This is a genomic window from Pseudomonas delhiensis (assembly GCF_900187975.1).
Taxonomy (GTDB): Bacteria; Pseudomonadota; Gammaproteobacteria; order Pseudomonadales; family Pseudomonadaceae; genus Pseudomonas; species Pseudomonas delhiensis.
In genome coordinates, this window is record NZ_FZPC01000036.1 from 41,524 (window position 1) to 61,814 (window position 20,291).

Annotated in this window: 12 protein-coding genes and 1 pseudogene; 11 read left to right on the plus strand and 2 right to left on the minus strand. The window is 68.4% G+C overall.

Translation table 11 applies throughout. The annotated features are described in order from the left end of the window. Positions 1-8 precede the first annotated feature (8 nt). From tssJ to CHC02_RS25945, 10 genes are all read left to right on the plus strand, one after another. Positions 9-743, plus strand: a complete 735-nt coding sequence (gene tssJ / locus CHC02_RS25900) for a type VI secretion system lipoprotein TssJ (protein WP_089394262.1) — start codon at positions 9-11, stop codon at positions 741-743. Next, positions 740-2,083, plus strand: coding sequence for a type VI secretion system baseplate subunit TssK (gene tssK, locus CHC02_RS25905; protein WP_089394263.1), 1,344 nt, complete (start codon positions 740-742; stop codon positions 2,081-2,083). The genes tssJ and tssK overlap by 4 nt, the downstream gene beginning before the upstream one ends. Continuing rightward, a complete protein-coding gene (gene icmH, locus CHC02_RS25910) occupies positions 2,080-2,793 on the plus strand; it encodes a type IVB secretion system protein IcmH/DotU (RefSeq protein WP_425262423.1) in 714 nt (237 codons plus the stop codon). The genes tssK and icmH overlap by 4 nt, the downstream gene beginning before the upstream one ends. A 31-nt stretch (positions 2,794-2,824) precedes the next feature. Then, a complete protein-coding gene (locus tag CHC02_RS25915) occupies positions 2,825-6,718 on the plus strand; it encodes a type VI secretion protein IcmF/TssM N-terminal domain-containing protein (protein WP_089394264.1) in 3,894 nt (1,297 codons plus the stop codon). A 34-nt stretch (positions 6,719-6,752) separates the two neighbouring features. Next, positions 6,753-7,676 (plus strand): type VI secretion system-associated protein TagF, encoded by a 924-nt coding sequence (gene tagF, locus CHC02_RS25920; RefSeq protein ID WP_089394265.1) that lies wholly within the window; start codon positions 6,753-6,755, stop codon positions 7,674-7,676. After that, positions 7,673-10,147: a type VI secretion system membrane subunit TssM gene (gene tssM / locus CHC02_RS25925; RefSeq protein WP_089394266.1), complete on the plus strand. Its 2,475-nt coding sequence runs from the start codon at positions 7,673-7,675 to the stop codon at positions 10,145-10,147. The genes tagF and tssM overlap by 4 nt, the downstream gene beginning before the upstream one ends. Positions 10,148-10,308: 161 nt before the next feature. Continuing rightward, complete coding sequence (locus CHC02_RS25930) at positions 10,309-10,815, plus strand: Hcp family type VI secretion system effector (RefSeq protein WP_089394267.1); 507 nt, start codon at positions 10,309-10,311, stop codon at positions 10,813-10,815. 145 nt (positions 10,816-10,960) lie between these two features. Beyond that, positions 10,961-12,034 (plus strand): type VI secretion system protein TssA, encoded by a 1,074-nt coding sequence (gene tssA / locus CHC02_RS25935; RefSeq protein WP_089394268.1) that lies wholly within the window; start codon positions 10,961-10,963, stop codon positions 12,032-12,034. Between the two features lie 428 nt (positions 12,035-12,462). Then, positions 12,463-15,426: a DNA methyltransferase gene (locus tag CHC02_RS25940; RefSeq protein ID WP_089394269.1), complete on the plus strand. Its 2,964-nt coding sequence runs from the start codon at positions 12,463-12,465 to the stop codon at positions 15,424-15,426. Next, entirely contained in the window at positions 15,426-18,758 is a 3,333-nt protein-coding gene (locus CHC02_RS25945; RefSeq protein WP_089394270.1) for a DEAD/DEAH box helicase family protein, read from the plus strand. Before CHC02_RS25940 ends, CHC02_RS25945 begins: the two co-directional genes overlap by 1 nt. Positions 18,759-18,782: 24 nt before the next feature. Here the strand turns inward: CHC02_RS25945 and CHC02_RS25950 are convergent, their stop codons facing one another. Continuing rightward, a complete protein-coding gene (locus tag CHC02_RS25950; RefSeq protein WP_244161022.1) occupies positions 18,783-19,088 on the minus strand; it encodes a hypothetical protein in 306 nt (101 codons plus the stop codon). Positions 19,089-19,154: 66 nt separating this feature from the next. On the opposite strand from CHC02_RS25950, the gene CHC02_RS25955 reads away from it, so the two are divergent. Further along, on the plus strand, positions 19,155-19,964 hold the full coding sequence (locus tag CHC02_RS25955; RefSeq protein WP_089394271.1) for a hypothetical protein: 810 nt from the start codon (positions 19,155-19,157) through the stop codon (positions 19,962-19,964). 136 nt (positions 19,965-20,100) lie between these two features. Here the strand turns inward: CHC02_RS25955 and CHC02_RS30415 are convergent. Continuing rightward, positions 20,101-20,291: pseudogene (locus tag CHC02_RS30415) on the minus strand (hypothetical protein); the annotation flags it as partial.

Here is a 20,291-nt window from a genome sequence, read left to right on the forward strand (position 1 = left end):
CCGCCACCATGACTTTTAACGCTTCCCGAAACCTGCGCCTCGCCGGCCTGCTGCTGCTCGCCGCCAGCCTCTCCGCCTGCGGGGTGATGGACCGCGTGGGCAAGCGCATGGACGACACCTGGGCCGGCGACATGCTGTTCAGCGACCGCGACAAGGTGACCCTCACCGTCGACGGCGGCAACGACCTCAACCCCGGCCCGGACGGCAAGCCGCTGTCGGTGGTGGTGCGGGTGTACCAGCTGAACGCCCTGGAGCGCTTCCTCAGCGCCGATGCCGATGCCCTGTGGGACCAGCCCAAGGTGGCGCTGGGCAACACCCTGCTGGACGCCCGCGAGCTGACGCTGCTGCCCGGCATGGGCCAGGTGGAGCAGTGGCCCATGGCCCTGGAGGCCCGCTACATCGGCGTCGCCGCCTTCTTCCGGGAGACCCGCCAGACGCGCTGGAAGGTGGCCGTGGCCGCCGACTCCATGCGCAAGGAGAGCGTGCTGTTCTCCTCCGGCGACGGGGCGCGCATCTACCTCGACGGCAGCCGCGTGGCCGTGGCCCGGGGCACCGACGTGCTCGACGACCCGGCGGCGCGCCAGCTGGCCGCCGGCGCCCCGGTGGAGCCGCAGGGCGCCACCGCGCAACTGCTGCAGAAGGCCGGCGACAGCGCCCTGCGCGCCGCCGGCGAAAGTGTCGAGAACGGCGCGCGCGACGCGCTGGAAAGCAAGGTCAACTCAGCCCTGGAAGGCAGTCTATGAGCAAGAGCAGTCGGGTGATGTGGTCGGAGGGCATGTTCCTCCTGCCGCAGCATTTCCAGTACCAGGACGAGTTCCACCAGCACCAGCTGGCCCAGGCCACCCTGCGCGGCACGCCCTTCCACTGGGGCGTGCAGCTGCTGGAACTGGACGAGGAAGCGCTGGCCGGCGGCGTGCTGCAACTGTCGCGGCTGAAGCTGGTGTTCCCCGACGGCACCCTCTACGACGCCCCGCAGCAGGACCCGCTGCCGGCCGCCCGCGACCTCAAGGGCCTGCTGCGCGAAAGCGATCTGAAGGTCTACGCGGCGCTGCGCCGGCCCGAGCCCTATGGTCTGAACTACGTCGAGGACGGCGCCACCGAACAGGGGGCGCGGCGCTTCCGCAAGCAGTTCGACACCCTGCCGGACCTCAACGAGGGCGACCTGGAGAACGAGATCACCAGCCTGCGCCTGAACGTGGTGCTGCTGATCGAGGGCGACGACCTCGACGGCTTCAGCTATTGCCCGCTGGCCAGACTGGTGCGCAACAATGCCGGCGGCTTCAACCTCGACAGCCACTTCGTCCACCCCAGCCTGCACCTGGGCGCCCACGACACCCTGCTGGGCATCGCCCGGCGCCTGCTCGGCGTGCTCCAGGCCAAGAGCGAGGCGCTGTCGGGGCGGCGCCGCGAACGCGCCGACCAGATCGCCGAGTTCGGCTCCAGCGACGTCACCCTGTTCTGGCTGCTGTTCACGGTCAACCGCGCCTACCCGGCGCTGGCGCACCTGCTGCAGCACCCGCGGCTGCACCCCGAGCAGCTCTACCGCTTCCTCGCCGAGCTGGCCGGCAGCCTGCTGACCTTCTCGCTGAGCATCCAGCTCAAGGACATCCCGCCCTACGACCACGACGACCCGGCGGCCTCGCTGCTGCGCCTGGACGCCCTGCTGCGCGAGCTGCTGGACAACGTGGTGCCCAACCAGTACGTGCCCATCGCCGTAGAGCAGACCAAGCCGTCCTACTACGTCGGCCGCCTGCACGACGCGCGCCTGGCCGAGGCCGACTTCTACATCTCGGTGCACGCCGACATGCCCGGCGCCAGCCTGCTGGAACTGGTGCCGCGGGCCTTCAAGGTGGGCTCGCCGGAAGACATCGAGGTGGTGGTCAACACCGCCATGCCCGGCGCCACCCTCAACCACGCCACGCGCCTGCCCAACGCCATTCCGGTGCGCCTGGACAACCACTACTTCTCCATCGAACCGCACGGCCGCGTCTACCAGCGCATGATGGACGCCCAGGCCATCGCCTTCTACGTGCCCAGCGCGTTCGCCAACCTCAAGCTCGAACTGATGGCGGTGCTCAAATGAACGAAGCCGTGATGCCCGCGACCCTGCTGCAGCAGGGCGAGAAACCCACGCTCAAGGACCTGGCCAGGGACTTCCTGTCCATGGCCCTGATGATTCGCCGCGGCCGCCAGGCGCAGAGCGTCGAGCGCTTCCTGGCCAGCGTCGACGACTTCTTCGCCGGCCTTGAGCGCAATGCCCGCGCCGCCGGCTACAGCGTCGAGCAGGTGCGCGACACCCAGTACGCGCTGTGCGCCTTCCTCGACGAAAGCGTGCTCAACGCCGGCCAGAGCAACATCCGCAGCCACGTCGAACTGCACCCGCTGCAGTTCAAGTACTTCGGCGTGCACCTGGCCGGGGAGGGCTTCTTCGACAAGCTCGAGGCGCTGCGTGCCGACGTCAAGGCCAACCTCGACGTGCTGGAGATCTACCACCTGTGCCTGGCGCTGGGCTTCGAGGGCAAGTTCAGCCTCGAGCAGAAGGACCAGCTGCGCTACATCGCCAACACCCTGGGCCAGGACATCGCCCGCTACCGCAAGGCCCCGCGCGCCCTGGCGCCGGACTGGGCGCTGCCGGACCAGGTCTCGCAGATGATCCGCTACGAGGTGCCGCTGTGGGTGTACGTCGGGTTGATCGCGCTGTTCTGCGCGGCCCTCTACTTCACCCTCGACTGGCTGCTGGGCAAGGACGTGGCGACGCTCGCCGGGCAACTGGACGCGCTGTTCGGCCAGTGAGCGCCGCCTTCATCGATCAGGTCAGGAAGACATGAAAGTCATATTCCGCGCACTCAAGAGTTTCTGGTTCGCCCTGCCGCTGCTGTGGCTCGTCGGCATGCTGCTGTGCTGGTTCGTGCTGCCGCGCTGGTTGCCGCAGCGCGAGAGCGTGCTGGCGGCCATGGCGCTGTTCAGCGCCTTCTGCCTGCTGCTGGTGGTGCTGCGCCAGTACCGGCGCATCCGCGCCGAGCGCAACATCGAGAACCTGGTGCAGCTCGAGGTGGACCGCAGCGCCGGCGCCGGCGGCGAGTTCCGCGACTCCCAGGTGCTGCAGCAGCGCCTGAAGCACACCATCGCCCTGCTGCGCGCCTCCCGCGCGGCCGGGGGCGGCGGCAAGGCGGCGCTGTACGACCTGCCCTGGTACCTGGTGGTGGGCATGTCCGCCTCGGGCAAGACCTCGCTGCTGACGCGCTCCGGCCTGTCGGCCAGCATCGCCGGGCAGAGCGCGGCGCAAAGCGGCACCCAGCATTGCGACTGGTACTTCAGCCCGGAAGCGGTGCTGATCGACACCGCCGGCCGCTACCTCACCGACGACCAGTCGGCCCAGGAGTTCGCCGACTTCCTCAAGCTGCTGCGCCGCCAGCGCCGCAAGCCGGCGATCAACGGCCTGGTGCTGGTGGTCAGCCTGCCGGGCCTGCTGGCCGCCTCCCATGACGAGCGCGGCGAGCTGGCCGAGCGCCTGGCTCAGCGCATCCAGACCTACAGCCAGTGCCTGGGGGTGAACCCGCCGATTTACCTGATGCTCAGCAAGGTCGACCTGCTGCCCGGTTTCTCCCAGGCCTTCGACGCCCTGGACGCCACCGCCCGCCAGCAGCCGCTGGGCATCACCTTCGGCCTCGGCGAACTGCGCCAGCGCGGCCTGCGCGGCGCCCTGCAGGACAAGTTCGGCGCGCTGCTGGCCAGCCTGGAACGACACGTCGGCGCGCAGATCGACGGCCTGGGCGGGCGCGCCGATGCCAGCCTGCTGCAGTTCCCGCGCTACCTGGGCGAACTGTCCGGGCTGCTCGGCGACTTCCTCGAGAGCTTCGAAAGCGCCGCGCGCCAGCGCACCCCGGCGGTGCTGCGCGGCCTGTACTTCACCAGCGCCCTGCAGACCGACCAGGTGCTGCCGCCGCTGCTGGAGGAAGTGCTGGCCGAGCACTTCGCCCTGGACGCCGACGCCGCCGAGCGCCCGGACGAGAGCCTGGCGCGGCGCATCGGCGAGCGCAGCTACTTCATCACCGACACCTTCCGCCGGGTGATCTTCCCCGACCGCGACCTCAGCCTCTATTACTCGCGCCTGGGCAAGCGCAAGGCGCTGGCGCCGAGCCTGCTGGCCGTCGCCGTGCTGGCAGGGGTGGCATTGGCCGCCTGGCAGGGCTGGTCGTTCGCCAACAACCGCGCCTGGCTCGACGGCCTGCGCGCCCAGCTGGGCGGCGCCGGCCAGGACCCGGCCCAGGACCTGGAGCTGCTGCGCACCCGCCTGGCCGAGGTCGACAACCAGCGGCAGAACGGCGTGCCCCTGCGCCAGGGTGCGGGCCTGTATGCCGGCGACGACCTGCGCGCGCCGCTGCAACGGGCCTACCTGGAGCAACTGCAGCGCCAGGCCCTGGAACCGGTGGGCCGGGAACTGCAACGGCGCCTGCGCAACCTCGACGACTTCGCCCAGAGCCTGGGCGCCACCGCCAGCGCGCCGGCCGAAGCCGGCAGGGCCGGGAAGGACCAGGGCCGTGGCAGCGATGCCGCCGCCGCGGCGCTGCGCCAGGCGCGCCAGGGCAATGCCGCTGCCGCCCCGAACCTGGGCGGTGTGCCGCGCAGCGTCGGCGACCTGGGCTCGCGCCTGCGTGGCGAAGCGGGCAGCCGCCTGCGCGAAGCCGCCCGCGATGCGCGCCGCGGCGCCCTGGCCGGGCTGGCCGCCGGCAAGGCCGCGGACGCCTCCGGCGAGCGCGCCGCCGCAGCGGGCCTGAGCCTGTCCGAGGAAGTCCTCGACCGTCTCGACGAACACCAGGTGGCTTCGCTGATCGAGGCCTACGACGCGCTCAAGCTCTACCTCATCCTCACCCGCCCGGAACAGCACGCCGACGCCGACTTCGTCGCCGCCGCGCTGCCGCGGGCCTGGGAGCGCGCCCAGGCCGGGGAGGGCGGCGACAAGCTCGACGCCGCGGTGGTGCGCGCCAACAGCGCCATGTACGTGCGCTACCTGCGTGCCGGCGAGGCGCCGGCGCTGCGCCGCAACGAGGAGCTGGTGGCCGAGGCGCGGCAGAACCTCAAGTCCTTCATGCGCGCCAGCTCGCTGGTGGACCGCGAATACCTGCGCCTGCAACTGGAAGCCGACCGCCAGTTCCCCGCGCTGACCCTCAACGACCTGGTGCCGCTGCCCGGGCGCAACCTGCTGTATTCCGGCGAGGCGATCCCGGCGCTCTACAGCCGCCAGGGCTGGGAGCAGTTCCTGCGTCCGGAGCTGATCAAGCTGCTTTCCGGCGACCTGCGCAACGAATCCGACTGGGTGCTCGACGGCGAGGGCAGCGACGGCCTAGTGCAGAAGGCCAACTTCATGCGCGAGCTGATGGCCCGCTACAAGGCCGACTACGCCGAGGTCTGGATGCGCTTCCTGGCCGGCACCGGGGTGCGCCAGTTCGGCGACATGCAGGGCGCCACCCGCCAGTTGTCGCTGTACAGCGACGTACAGAACTCGCCGCTCAAGCTGCTGCTCGCGGCGGTGGACCGCAACACCGCCTGGGACCAGCCGGAGAAGCCGGCGCAGAAGGTCGCCAGCGCCGTCGAGGACAGCTTCTGGACGCGGGTGAGGGGCGTGTTCGGCGATGACGCCGAGGCCGCCGCCAAGCAGATGAGCACGCCGCTGCCCAAGGTCGACGACGGCAGCCTGGCCAAGCGCTTCGAGCCGGTGGCGCGGCTGTTCGCCCGGGAGAACCCCGAAGGCGCCGACAGCACCGTCATGGACCGCTACCTGGCCTCCCTGCGCCGGCTCAAGGTGCGCCTGGCCAACGTCCAGCGCTCCCAGGACGTGGGCAAGAGCAGCAAGGCGCTGATCAGCGAGACCCTCGAGGGCGGGCCCTCGGAGTTCGCCGGTGCGCGCAACTACGTGGAGACCAGCATCGACACCAGCCAGGGCGGCCTGTCCGCCTCGCTGCAGAAGCTCTTCATCGCGCCGCTGCAGTACAGCTGGGACAGCCTGCGCGAGCCGGCCGGCGAACAGATCGCCCAGGCCTGGACGCAGCAGATCGCGCGGCCCTGGAACCAGGTGCTGGCGCACCGCTACCCGATCGCCCCGGGCAGCGCAAACGAGGCCTCGGTCAAGGACCTGCAGCGCTTCGTCGACCCGCAGAGCGGCCTGCTGCCGGCCTTCAAGCGCAACGAGATCGGCAACCTCTCCGGCGGCGAAGGCCTGGGCATGGGCAACGGCCAGCAGGCGCCGCTGGTGGACCCGCGCCTGGTCAGCGGCATCGACCGCGCCAGTTCGCTGGGCGAGGTGATCGCCAGCCTGTCCGACCGCGACAACGGCTTCGAGGTGATGCTCGAACCCTCCGGCGCCTTCACCGACATCGTCTTCACCCTGGACGGCCAGGAGCAGCACTACCGCAACGGCCGCAGCAGCTGGAGCCGCTTCGCCTGGCCGGGCAGCACCAGCACCCCGGGCGCGCGCCTGGACGTGGTGACCCTCTCCGGGCAGCGCCTGACGGTGTTCGACTACCCGGGCCGCTGGGGCCTGCTGAAGATGAGCGAGAGCGCCCGCGTGAGCAACGTCGACGAGGTGCAGCAGCGTTTCACCTGGAACACCGGCGCCGGCAATGTCAGCCTGCTGGTGCGCAACTACGGCGGGGTGAAGATGACCGACCTGGCCAACGTCAAGAGCCTCGGCTCGCTGGGCCAGGCGGGGCGTCTGTGAGGGGCCCGGCCATGGTGGGCGAGGGGGCGCGCCCATGATCGGCTGTTTCGGCAAGCTGCCGGCGGCGGCCGATTTCGTCAGCCTGCACGGCGCGGCGGAAGAGGTGCGCGAGTTCGACGCCTGGCTGCAGGCCGGCCTGGGTCGCCTGCAGGGCGTGGAAGACTGGCGCGAGCGCTTCGACCGCCTGCCGCTGTGCCATTTCTGCTTCCGCGCCCGCTCGGGCAACTGGCTGTTCGGCGGCCTGGCCAGCTCGCGCGACGCCAGCGGCCGGCGCTACCCGTTCCTGGTCTTCCAGGGCATCCGCGGCAGCCATGCCCAGGGCTTCGTCGCCCCGCACACCCTGGGCGAACTGTTCGCCGGGCAGGTCACGCCCCTTCTCAACCAGGCGCGCCAGGGCGTGGAGGCGCAGCAGCTGTTCGCCCGCATCGAGGCGCTGCGGCCCTGGGGCGAGCAGGACCTGGCGCTGTACCGCCGGGTGCACGAGAAATTCCTCGCCGACTTCAACCTGCGCGACATCGCCGCCGCGCTGGCCAACACCTACCCGGAATTCGTCGCCAGCGCGCTGCTGCACCGCCTGCATGCCCTGCGCGCACCCCTGGCCGAGGGCCGGGCGCTGGTGCTGCGCCTGCCGCTGCCGGCCGAACGCTGGCTCAAGCGCCCGGTGGCCGACCTCTGGTGCACCTGGCTGGCGCGCTTCGCCGGCGGCGCCATCCCCGTGGCCAGCCTGCTGGTCGACGACTTCATGCGCCCGGAGCTGCTGTGTTTCACCGGCCGCGGCGAAGACGCCCTGTACCGCCTGCTCACCGGCGTGGCCGGGCGCGAAGAGCGCTACGACCTGCTCGAGAGCTTCGCCGACTTCAACGAACACCACCGAGCCCTGGAGCTGCCCGACGAAGGCCTGGCGCTGCGCGACTACCTGGCGCGCTTCGCCCCGGCCGAGGAGGCGCAACCGGTATGAACAAGATCCGCTACTACTTCCTCAAGTACCAACCCTATGTCCTTGGCGTGGCCTTCTTCCTGGCCATCTTCCTGGTCTGGCGCCTGGGCCTGCTGCTGGGCTTCGCCTCGCTGCCCAGCCTGCTCGCCGGCATTGCCCTGTTCCTGGTGCTCTCGGCGCTCTACGTGCTGCTGCTGTACCGCGGCGCGGCGGCGCCGTCCCATGACCTGGAGGCCTTGCTGCGCGACGACGCCGACCAGGCCGTGCTGGCGGCCAGCCCGCAGGACCGCGAGGAGATCGGCCTGCTGCGCGAGCGCCTGCTGCAGAGCCTGGAGCGCCTCGGCGCCAAGGGCCGCGGCCGGCGCAGCCGCGACGCGCTCTACGCGCTGCCCTGGTACCTGGTGATCGGCCAGCCGGCGGCGGGCAAGAGCAGCATGCTGGCGCAGTCCGGGCTGAACTTCCCCTATGCCGACCGCGAGGGCGTGCGCGTCGCCGGCCTGGGCGGCACGCGCAACTGCGACTGGTTCTTCGCCTCCGAGGCGGTGCTGCTGGATACCGCCGGGCGCTACATGCACAACCCCGAGGAGGCCGGCAAGTGGCGCGGCTTCCTGGCCCTGCTGCGCAAGTACCGCCAGCGCCGGCCGCTGAACGGCCTGATCGTGACCGTGAGCATCGAGGACCTGCTGCAGGGCGGCGACGACGACCGCGAGCAACTGGCCAAGCGCCTGCGCGAACGCATCCAGGAAGCGCACCAGCTGCTGGAGGCGCGCCTGCCGATCTACCTGGTGTTCACCAAGTGCGACCTGCTGCCGGGCTTCAGCGAGTTCCACCAGCGCCTGGACCCGGCGCGGCGCGAGGAAGTGATGGGCAAGACCTTCGCCCACCAGGGTTTCGAGCAGTCCGACTGGGGCCGGCGCTTCGACGACGCCATGGCGACCCTGGTGCAGTACTGGAAGCAGGTGGCGCACCAGCAACTGGTGGAGCAGGACATCCGCCTCACCCGCGAGGACCCGTCGGTGTACCGCCTGCCGCTGGAACTGGAAGCGCTGCGCCCGCGCCTGCAGGCCTTCGTCGCCACCCTGCTGCGCGCCAACCCCTACCAGAGCGCCGAGCTGCTGCGCGGCTTCTACTTCACCTCGGCGCTGGACAGCCGCGAGCTGCGCCATGGCGTGCATGCCGGCGCGGTCACCGCGCGCTTCGCCCTGCAGGCCGACGGCGAGCCCGGCGGCGCCACGGCGCGGCCGCAGGCGTTGTTCATCCCGAGCCTGTTCCAGAAGGTGATCATTCCCGACCAGCACCTGGTGGCGCTGTACACCAGCAACCGCCGCGAGCGCCGGCGCAAGGCCATCGGCGTCGGCGTGGCCGCCTCGCTGGCGGCATTGCTGTGCGGCGCCTGGGGCTGGTCGTACTGGAACAACCACGCCCAGCTGCGCGCCATCGGCAGCGAGCTGGCCAGCGCCGCCGAGGCCGACCGCAACGACGCCGGGCGCTTCACCCAGTGGCACAGCCTGGACGGCCTGCGCCAGTGGACCGCGCACTACTTCAACCGGCACCACGACGACGGCGTGCCGCTGTCCATGCGCCTGGGACTGTACCAGGGCCATGCCGTGGAGCCGCTGCTGCGCGAGCGCTACTTCGCCCGCCTGGAAAGCGTGATGCTCGAGCCCACCGCGCAGAACCTGACGCGCACCCTGTACCTGCTCACCGGCATCAAGGTCTACCAGCGCAACGCCCGCGAGCTGGCGCCGGTCAGCGGCGTCGACAGCGTCGAGCCGCGCGCGCTGCCGGCGGACAACCGCGCCCAGTCCATCGCCGACTTCGGCGAGGCCGCGCTGGACACCTACGTGATGCTCTCGCGCTCCCAGCGCGAGAAGGCCGAGCCGGCCTTCCTCAAGGCGCACCTGCCGGACTACTGGTACCCGGCCATCGCCGCGCAGGTCGGCGGCAGCGACCGCGAGGCGCCCGACTACCAGTACGCCAGCCGGCAGATCGACTTCTACGCCGAGCAGATCCGCCAGCCGGACGTGCCGCGGATCCTCGACAACGCCTTCCTGGTGTCCAGCTCGCGCAACTACATCAACAGCCTGCGCTCGCAGTCGCTGCGCGCCATCGAGACCATCACCCTGGAGTCCGACACCCTGTTCGCCTTCGCCCGCGCCGACTTCCAGAGCCTCAAGGCCGGCGGCCAGCGGCAGCTCAACGCCATCGCCGGCAAGCTCCTGAGCACGCCCTGCGTGGGCAAGATCGTGATCGCCGGGCATGCCGACCAGCTGGGCGACCCGGACTCCAACCAGAAGGTCTCGCTGCAGCGCGCCCAGACCATCAAGACCTACCTGGCCGGCAAGGGCGTGCCCGGGGAACTCATGGAAGCGGTGGGCGAGGGCAGCGCCAAGCCGCTGGTGAAGTGCGACATGCAGATGCCGCGGGCGCGGCTGATCGAGTGTCTTGAACCCAACCGCCGCGTGGAGATCGAGGTCCGTGCGCTCAACTGAGCCGGGCCGCCACGGCGGGCGGGAAGAAATGCCGATGGCCGTGCCCCGGGGCATGGCCGCGGTGCCGACGGAGCCTCTCTACGGATAGGGGTTTCAACGTAGGGCGACGATCTGAGCAGTTCGATGGAAGCCCGATTCACTTAGATATGGAGATATGCGACATGGCATTTGATGCTTTCCTGAAGATCGACGGCATTCCGGGCGAGGCCCTGGACGACAAGCACAAGGACTGGATCGAGGTGCTCGGCTACAACTACGGCGCCACCCAGGCCACCTCGGCCACCGCCAGCTCCGCCGGCGGCGCCTCCTCCGAGCGCGTCAACCTGAGCGACTTCACCGTGCGCAAGTTCGTCGACAAGGCCTCGGCCAAGCTCTTCGAAGCCTGCTGCAAGGGCCAGCACCTCAAGCAGGTGGTGCTGAACGTCAACCGCGCCGGCGGTGACAAGGTCACCTACTACCAGATCACCCTGGAAGAAGTGGTGGTGTCCTCGATCAACCACACCGGCGCCGCCAACGACGCCGAGTCCGGCGACCTGCCGACCGAAGTGGTGACCTTCAACTTCGCTCGCATCAAGACCACCTACACCCAGCAGAAGCGCGCCGACGGCGCGGGCGGCGGCAACGTCGCCGGCGGCTGGGACCGCTCGATGAACAAGGTCTATTCCTGATAGGACAGGCCTGCAATGTGCCTCCCGGCGGTTTCGGCCGCCGGGAGGTCTTTATTCGCGCCGCCGCCGGGGTCGCCATGGCCTTCCGGCCTGAAGCCGTGCCCCGGCCGGCGGCGAGCCTCATCGCATCGAGATACCGAGGCCCATGATGCAGCTACCTCCCTCATTGTCCCTCGACGTCCTGGCCGCCCCCATCGACGGTGGCGCCGGCGAGGACCTGAGCTTTTCCGAGCTGTTCGACCAGATCAAGGAAGCGCGCCGCGCCGACCCGCAGTACCTGTCCCAGGGCGACTGGCAGACCGACCTCAAGCAGGCGGACTGGGAGCAGGTCATCGAACTGGCCGGGGAGGGCATCGCCCGCCGCAGCAAGGACCTGATGCTGGTCGCCTGGCTGGCCGAGGGCCTGGCCCGGCGCCATGGCTTCGCCGGCGTGGAGCACGGCCTGGCGCTGGCCACGCGGCTGCTGGAGACGTACTGGGACAGCCTCTTCCCCGAGCTGGAAGAGGGCATCGAGCAGCGTGCCACGCGCCTGGGCTGGCTCGACAGCACCCTGGCCGAGGTGGCCAGCCAGCTGCCGCTGACCCAGGGCCAGGCGTACAGCCTGCTGGCCTACGAGGAGTCGCGCCAGGTGGAGAACCTGGCCCGGCAGAACGCCGATGCCGCCAGCGCCGCGCTGGCCGACGGCAAGATCAATGCAGAGATCTTCCAGCGCGCCGTGGTGCTGACCGACACCGCGCACCTGCAGGCCCAGCATGCCCGGATCGGCGCCTGCCTCGTCGCCTTGCAGGGCCTCGGCGCCAGGGCCGACAGCCTGTTCGGCCAGGAAGCGCCTTCCTTCCGCAACCTCGACGACGTGCTGCACCGCTGCCAGCAACTGCTGGAGCGCTTGCTCAAGGAGCGCAACGTGGACATCAGCGCCAATCCCGCCCCGGCTGCCGAGCCCGAAGCCGCGCCGGCCGCCCGGCCCGCATCCGCCGAAACGCCGGCCGCCGCCCCTGCCGTCAACGGCATGCCGCGCAGCCGCGAGGAGGCCCTGGCGCTGCTGGGCAACGTCGCCCAGTACTTCCGCCAGCACGAGCCGCACAGCCCGATCCCCTACCTGGTGGAGCGCGCCATCAAGTGGGGCGGCATGCCCCTGGACGCCTGGCTGTGCGACGTGATCAAGGACGGCGGCGTGATCGACAGCATCCGCGACACCCTGGGTACCCAGGAGTCCTGAACCTCGGCCCCGCATGGCCAGGCCGGCGGGCGCCCCGACCGCTCGTCCGCCGGCATGGCCGGCGCAATGCCGGTACGGCGGGGCCCGCGCCCGTACCCGCTGCGGCAGCCGCCCGCCAGCGGTCGCGAACGCTGCGCTTCTCTTGTAAGATCAACGGTTTGGATTGGCAGGGCGCTGCCCAGGTTGCCAATCGCAAGTCAGTTGAGATTCACTGCCTGCCGGATCGCAGAGGGAGCTGAATCCCGATTTCCGCCTGCCACCCCGGTCGTCATGCCGCCGAAATGCCTCGCCACCGCGGCGCGGGCCTGCGGGTGCGTGCCTCCCGAGCATAGTCAGCGCCCGCACTGCCGAACCCGGCAGCGGGCGTGGTGTGCATTGCCCCGGCGGTGAACCCGGACAGATACAGCGGTATTGAAAAAGGCCAAGTCATGAGCGACATCCGTAACCCCAAGCACCAGGCCCTGGTCGCCAAGCTGCGCGAGATCTTCCAGATCGACCGCCCGGAGCTGGACTTCGGCGTCTACCGCATCCTCAATGCCCGTGCCGGCGAGATCAACGATTACCTGGACAGGCGCCTGCCGCGGAAGATCCGGGAACACCTGGCGGGGGACGGCGAGCACGAGAACGCCGTCTTCAGCCACCTGCTGACCTTCTTCGGCCGCTACTACAACAACGGCGACTTCGTCAGCCAGCGCCGCTACAAGGGGGACACCTACGCCATCCCCTACGCCGGCGAGGAAGTCATGCTGCACTGGGCCAACAAGGACCAGTACTACACCAAGAGCGGCGAGAACTTCGCCAACTACAGCTTCCGCCTGGAAGACGGCCGTACCGTGCATTTCCGCCTGGTGGCCGCCGACACCGCCAAGGACAATCGCAAGGACAACGACAAGGAGCGCCGCTTCGCGTTGATCGAGCCCATGACGGTGAGCCGCACCGACGAGCATGGCCATGAGTACGACGAAGCGCTGCGCCCCATCGAGGAAAGCGACGGGGCCGACGGCCAGCCGCTGCTGACGCTGCGCTTCGAGTACCGGCCGGTGGCCAAGGGCACCAGGCAGGAGACGCTGATCGGCAAGGCCGTGGAGACCGTGCTGGGCGACGCGGCGGTCCAGGCGCGCTGGGCCGAGCTGGCCAGGCGCGAGCCGACCGAGAAGAACCCGCAGCGCACGCTGCTGGAGAAGAACCTCACCGACTACACCAGCAAGAACACCGCCGACTATTTCATTCACAAGGACCTGGCCCGCTTCCTGCGCGGCGAGCTGGACTTCTACATCAAGAACGAAGTCCTGCACCTGGACGACCTGCAGAACGCCACCGCCATCGCCGACATCGAGAAGAGCCTGCGCATGACGCAGTGCCTTCGGGCCATCGCCCAGGAGCTGATCGACTTCCTGGCACAGCTGGAGGAATTCCAGAAGAAACTGTGGCTGAAGAAGAAGTTCGTGGTCTCCAGCCACTACTGCATCACCCTGGACCGGGTGCCGGAAGCGCTGTACCCGGCGATAGCCGCCAACCCCCGGCAGTGGGAGCAGTGGCGCCAGCTGGGGCTCTGGACGGGCGCGGCGAACGGCACCGAGCAGGACCTGCGCAACGCCCCCTTCCGGATGCTCGACACCAGTCTCTACGACGCCGCCTTCAAGGCGCGGCTGCTGGCTTCCCTTTCCGACCTGGACGGCAGCGTCGACGGCATCTTCGTCCACAGCGACAACTTCCAGGCCCTGAGCTTCCTGCAGGAGCGCTACCGCGAGCAGGTCAAGTACATCTATATAGACCCGCCCTACAACACCAACTCCACGCCCATCCTCTACAAGAACGAGTACAAGCACTCGTCCTGGATGAGCCTGATGCAGGACCGCCTGGTCAAGGGCATGGGCCTGCTGCGCTACGACGGCGTGAAGACGGTGGCGATCGACGACTCCGAGATGGTCAACCTGTCCAAGGTGATGGAGCAGGTGGCGCCGGAGCACACGCTGTCCCGCGTCACCGTGGTGCACAACCCCAAGGGCTCGATCACCCGCAACTTCAACCGCACCCACGAGTACGCCCTGTTCCTCACCCGCGACGGGCTGTCGAGCATCGCCAGGACCCTGGAAGAGAACGACACCCCGCGCAAGATGCGGCGCTGGGGCGAGAACTCCCGGCGCATCGACCGGCGGCCGTCGTTCTACCCGATCTACGTCCTGGACGGCCGCGTCGTCGACGTCGGCACGGTGCCGGACGACGACTTCCACCCGGCCGGCAGGAACGTCCTGCTGGCGGACGGGCGCGTCGAGGTGTGGCCGATCGACCAGGACGGCGTCGAGCGGCGCTGGAACTTCGGCCTCGACTCCATCCGCCAGAACCTCGAGCGCATCGCCGCGCGCAAGGTCGGCGACGACTGGGACCTGTTCGTCACCCACGAGCAGACCGTGCCCAAGACCGTCTGGAGCGGCGGCGAATTCGATGCCGGCAAGTACGGCAACAGCCTGCTCATCGACATGCTCGGCGAGAAGCGCTTCGATTTCCCGAAGTCGATCCACCTGGTGAAGAAGTGCATCTCCCTGGCGGTCCAGGCCGACGAGCAGGCCCTGGTGCTCGACTACTTCGGCGGCAGCGGCACCACCGCCCACGCAGTGATCGAGCTGCGGCGCGAGGCCCGGGCCGCCGGCCTGGAGCCCAGGCTCGGCTTCATTCTGGTGGAGCAGGGCGAGTACTTCGAAAGCGTGACCAAGCCGCGGGCGATCAAGGCCATCTATTCCGCGCAATGGAAGGACGGCGAGCCCACGGCGCCGCAGACCGGGCTGTCCGGCTGCTTCAAGGTGCTCAAGCTGGAGAGCTACGAGGACGCCCTGAACAACATCCAGCTCGCCCGGCCGCCGGCGGTGGGCGACCTGTTCGGCTTCCTCCCGGACCACGCGCGGGACGACTACCTGCTGCGCTACATGCTGAACGTCGAGAGCCGCGCCTCGTTGCTGTCGATCGGCGACTTCCGCAAGCCGTTCGACTACGCCATGGACATCGCGGTGGACTCCGCCGGCGCCTTCGAGCGGCGCCCGGTGGACCTGGTCGAGACCTTCAACTACCTACTCGGCCTGCGCGTCGGCCAGGTCGATGCGCAGCTGGAGCGCGGCTTCGTCAAGGTCACCGGCACGCTGCCGGGCGGGGAGCGCTGCCTGGTGCTCTGGCGTGACTGCGAGGTCCTGGACTACGAAGGCGTCAGCCGGCTCTGCGAGGAATTGGCGATCGACCCGGCGGACAGCCGCTTCGACGTCATCTACCTCAACGGCGACCACAACATCCCCGCGGTGCTCACCCAGACCGCTGCGGAGGGCGGCGCCACCCGCGAGCTCAGGCTGCGCCAGATCGAACCGGAATTCCTCGAACGCATGTTCGCCGTGGAGGCGCTCTGATGGCGCGTGCACCACGGGGCGCGGCCGGCAAGCGCAGCTTCCACCAGGAGCTGGTGCTCAACCGCTGGATGCTGGGCTTCTTCAAGGGCGGCAGCCTGGGGGCGCTGAAGCTGCGCCTGGGCGACGACCGCCACGAGGGCATCGACGACGACGGCCAGACGCTGTTCTTCCACGAGCTCGCCGGCAACCTCTTCGAGCCGCAGCGCATCGGCGAGGCGGAGCTGCGCCGCTACGACCTGAACATAGTCGCACACTGGCAGCGCATCACCGCCCAGCGCAACAAGCGCGAAGGCCACGAACTGCAGATGAAGTACTTCCAGTACCTGTCGCTGCTGTTCACCGAGATCTACCTGGACTGGTACTTCAACCGCCGCGAGGCGCTGCTCGATGGCCTGAACCAGACCCTGGCGGCCTACCGCGGGGAGGCCGGCGCCGATCCGTTCCGCGACTTCGACGCCGACGACCTGAACAAGATCGCCTTCTGGAACGCCACCGGCAGCGGCAAGACCCTGCTGCTGCACGTCAACATCCTGCAGTACCTGCATTACTTCCAGGCCGGCAACGCCGACCGCTACCCGAGCAAGGTCATCCTGCTCACGCCCAACGAGGGCCTGTCGCGCCAGCACCTGGAAGAGCTGCACCTGTCCGGCTTCGGCTTCGCCCAGTACTTCAACAAGAGCCAGACGCCGCCGCGCGGCACCATCGAGATCATCGACATCAACAAGCTCGGCGACGAGATGGGCGACAAGACCGTGGCGGTGGAGGCCTTCGAAGGCAACAACCTGGTGCTGGTGGACGAAGGCCACCGCGGCACCGGAACCGCCGCGGGGGCCTGGATGAGCCGGCGCGACGCCCTGGTGCGCGGCGGCTTCGCCTTCGAGTATTCGGCCACCTTCGGCCAGGCGGTGGCCAAGGGGCTGACCGTCGACGCGGCGGAGGACGAGCTGAAGAAGAAGCGCGCCAGGATGCTGTTCCAGACCGCCAGCCTGAAGAAGCTGGACGAGGCGCAACTGGCGCAGCTGGCGCTGTCCGCGGAAGAGCTGCGCCAGGCGCGCATCACCGCGACCCGCGAGGTCTACGCCAAGTGCATCCTCTTCGACTACTCGTACAAGTTCTTCTACGAGGATGGCTACGGCAAGGACTCGCTGATCCTGAACATGAACGGCGAGGCCTACGCCGAGGGCGACAACGCCTACAAGTATTTCGCCGCCTGCCTGCTGGCCTTCTACCAGCAGTCCTGGCTGTGGAGCCGCCATCGCGAGCAACTGCAGGACTTCAACATCGAGAAGCCGCTGTGGGTGTTCGTCGGCAACAAGGTGGCGGACGAGGATTCGGACATTCTCGAGGTGGTGACCTTCCTCGCCGAGTTCCTCAACCGCGAGGCGCAGATCAAGGCCTGGCTGGCGGACCTGGTGAACGACAAGGCGCAACTGCTGGATGCCAAGGGCAACAACATCTTCCAGGGGCGCTTCGCCCCGCTGCTGGGCTACAGCGACAGGATCGACGAGCTGTACGCCGACATCCTCCAGCGGGTGTTCAACGCCCCGGCCCGCCAGCGCCTGAAGCTGGTCAACATCCGCAACAGCAAGGGCGAGCTGGCCCTGCGGGTGGGCGATGGCGAACCCTTCGCGCTGATCAACATCGGCGACGACTCCGGCTTCTTCCGCCAGGCCGAGGCCTGCGCGGCCTTCGACAGCGAGGCGGACGACTTCAGCGGCGCGCTCTTCGGCACCCTGAACCACAAGGACAGCCGGCTGAACGTGCTGGTCGGTTCGCGCAAGTTCACCGAGGGCTGGAGCAGCTGGCGCGTATCCACCATGGGCCTGCTCAACATGGGCCAGGGCGAGGGTTCGCAGATCATCCAGCTGTTCGGCCGCGGTGTGCGGCTGAAGGGCGAGGGCTTCTCGCTGAAGCGCACCAGCCCCCAGGAGCGCCCCAAGGGCCTGCACCTGGACAAGCTGGAAACCCTGAACATCTTCGGGGTGCGCGCCAACTACATCGCGGCCTTCAAGGACTACCTGAAGGAGGAGGGGATCACCCCCGGCGACGAGCTGATCGAGCTGGACCTCCCCACCCGGGCCAACCTGCCGCAGGGCAAGCTGAGGACCCTGGCGCTCAAGGACGGCTACAAGGACAACCAGAAGAAAGGCTTCAAGCGCACCCATTTCCCCTGGCTGTACGAAGTGCCCGCGGCATTCGCCGGCAAGGTCAAGCTGCCCCATGTGACGCTGGACCTGTATCCGCGCATCGAGGCGCTGAGCACCACGGCGACGGCGGGCACGGCGGCGCAGGCGCGGCACAGGGGCAAGCTGGACCCGGCGCTGTTCGGCCTGTTCGACTGGGACCGCATCTATATCGAGCTGCAGAACTGCAAGCTGCAGCGGGGCTGGAGCAACCTGCGCCTGGACCGGCAGAAGCTGGTGGACTTCTGCCAGGGGCCGGCCGACTGGTACACGCTGCTGATCCCGGCCAGCGAGCTGGCGATCACCGGCTACGCCGACGTGCGCAAGCAGGAAGACATACTGCTGCGCCTGCTGGTGGACTACACCGAGCGCTTCTACAAGGCCCTGAAGAGCGGCTACGAAGGCCAGTTCTACGACGTGGTCCAGCTGGACGGCGGGCATGGCTCGATGCTCAAGGGCTATCGTTTCGAGATCGAGGGCAGCGAGCAGGGCCTGGAGTACATCCGCAAGCTGGAAGAGCTGAAGGCGCTGGTGGCGCAGGGGCGGCTCGACCAGGCCGGCCAGTGGGGCGCGCCGCACATGGTGGCCATCAGCTTCGACCGTCACCTGTACTACCCGCTGCTGTCGCTGGACGACAAGGACGCCGTTCCGTTCAAGCTGCGCCCGCTGGCGTTCGACGCGCCCAGCGAGTGGGCGTTCGTCAGGGACCTGGAGGCCTTCCACGGCTCGCCCGCGGGCAGGAAGGCCATCGGCTCGCGCAGCCTTTACCTGCTGCGCAACGCCGCCACCCAGGACAAGGGACTGGGCTTCGCCACCGCGGGCAACTTCTATCCCGATTTCCTGCTCTGGCTGGTGGATGACGCGACGGGGCAGCAGTGGCTGACCTTCGTCGACCCCAAGGGGCTGCGCAACCTGGACCTGGCGCATCCGAAGCTGGGGTTGTACAGGGAGGTCAAATCGATCCAGGCCACGCTGCCGGGCGAGCAGGCGCTGGTGCTCAACGCCTTCGTGCTGTCGCCGACGCCCTATGCGGAACTGCTGAACGTCGCGGAGCACTGCCCGAAGGCGGAGCTGGAAGACCGCCACATCCTGTTCATGGAGGACGGCGCCGGCGGCTATCTGGAGAAGATGTTCGCGAGGATAGGGTAGGGAGCTGCTGGCTGTGGCCGGGGGCTACAGCCAGTGGGCGGGAACTTCGATCTCGTAGTTCTTGGCCACGATGGCCAGGGTCCCGGCGATTTCGGCGTGGCGCGCCTGCTGTGCGCCGTTCCAGCTTTCCCGGTTGGCCAGCAGGGTCTTGAGTTCCTCCAGGTTGTACATGCCCAGGCGGAGGAAGTTGCCCCAGGTCGGGGCGCCGAAGAGGTTGTAGATGGTGGTGGTATCGTCGCGCTCGCTGGCCAGGCGCTTGGGGCCGGTCAGTTTCTCGGCGGCGGCTTCCGCCTCGTCGCGGTCTTCGTAGGTGTTGAGCAGCTTGATCATGAAGAACGTGTGATCTCTTCGTGTAGCATGGCTGAGGGGCGTCGATTGTAGGGAGTTGATGTTCGCATGTCGAATCCATGGAAGGCCTGCAACCTGTACCAGAACCTGCTGGAATCATTGCCGCCGGGGCTGGTCGCCCGCGTCCCGGCGGCGCACTCCAGGCTGCTCGCCTGGCAGCCGGAGTCACGGCACTACTACCAGACGATGTACCTCGACCAGGCACAGGGCTCGCCAGCGCGGAAAAGGCCCGGCGACGGGGTTTGCCGCGAGTGCGAGCATTTCCACCTCTCCACGCTCAAGCACATAGACAAGAACCCGGACATCGACCTGGGCAATGAACTGGAGGCGGTGTTCGAAGCCTACTTACAGCAGGTCCTGGACACCCTGGTTCCGGGGCTCGTGGTCGAAAGGGCCGACCAGCAGGAACTGCACATGCCGGATTTCCAGGTACGGCATGTGCAAAGTGGCGAAGTCCTGCTGCTGATGGAGTTCAAGGTCATATTCCGGCCCTTCCTGCTGATCTCGAAGAAGGTCAACCCGGCCTACGAGTGCTACTCCCACTCGATGACGCTGGACGTCGCCGGCAAGCTGGACGCCCAGCGCCAGTTGGTGGTCAACGGCCCGGGGGTGCACAAGTGCGCCTACGTCTACTGGTATGACCTGCCCTGCGTGAAGGGTGTGTTCTGGATGTCGGCGGAAGACGTGTACCGGCACCAGGACGAACAGGTCGCCTATAAGAGGAAGGTGGTCAGTGGCGACATGGGGGCGGCGGGGCAGGTCAGGGGCGCGGTCAGGAAGCTGTACCTGCCGCTCTATCAGATGAACGACTTCGATTCGCTGGTCTCGCTGCTGCGGGAAAGAATGCCGTCGAAATAAAAGTTTCAAAAAGTCGTTGACGGGCCTTTTTAAGTCCCTATAATGCGCACCACTCCCAGCGACGAAGCGCTGAAAGAGCTTGAAAATCAAGCACTTAAGCGGGTTCGAAGGTGGGAGTGGTGGTCAGGCGGGTGATTCACTTGCCGCCTTTCGGTTCGATAGCTGCTCCGGCAGCGGGCCGAAAAGGAAGATCGCCGAGGTGCTTGACAGCGAATTTGAACGCTGTAGAATGCGCCTCCCGCTGACGAGAAGCTTCGGCCGATCGAAAGCGCAAGCGGTTGAGTAGGAACGAAAAATTCTGAAAATAACGCTTGACGGAATAAGAGG

Coding starts and splice junctions, on each gene's coding strand:
- tssJ (WP_089394262.1), top strand. CDS start 9: ATGACTTTTAACGCTTCCCGAAACCTGCGCCTCGCCGGCCTGCTGCTG.
- tssK (WP_089394263.1), top strand. CDS start 740: ATGAGCAAGAGCAGTCGGGTGATGTGGTCGGAGGGCATGTTCCTCCTG.
- icmH (WP_425262423.1), top strand. CDS start 2,080: ATGAACGAAGCCGTGATGCCCGCGACCCTGCTGCAGCAGGGCGAGAAA.
- CHC02_RS25915 (WP_089394264.1), top strand. CDS start 2,825: ATGAAAGTCATATTCCGCGCACTCAAGAGTTTCTGGTTCGCCCTGCCG.
- tagF (WP_089394265.1), top strand. CDS start 6,753: ATGATCGGCTGTTTCGGCAAGCTGCCGGCGGCGGCCGATTTCGTCAGC.
- tssM (WP_089394266.1), top strand. CDS start 7,673: ATGAACAAGATCCGCTACTACTTCCTCAAGTACCAACCCTATGTCCTT.
- CHC02_RS25930 (WP_089394267.1), top strand. CDS start 10,309: ATGGCATTTGATGCTTTCCTGAAGATCGACGGCATTCCGGGCGAGGCC.
- tssA (WP_089394268.1), top strand. CDS start 10,961: ATGATGCAGCTACCTCCCTCATTGTCCCTCGACGTCCTGGCCGCCCCC.
- CHC02_RS25940 (WP_089394269.1), top strand. CDS start 12,463: ATGAGCGACATCCGTAACCCCAAGCACCAGGCCCTGGTCGCCAAGCTG.
- CHC02_RS25945 (WP_089394270.1), top strand. CDS start 15,426: ATGGCGCGTGCACCACGGGGCGCGGCCGGCAAGCGCAGCTTCCACCAG.
- CHC02_RS25950 (WP_244161022.1), bottom strand. CDS start 19,088: ATGATCAAGCTGCTCAACACCTACGAAGACCGCGACGAGGCGGAAGCC.
- CHC02_RS25955 (WP_089394271.1), top strand. CDS start 19,155: ATGTCGAATCCATGGAAGGCCTGCAACCTGTACCAGAACCTGCTGGAA.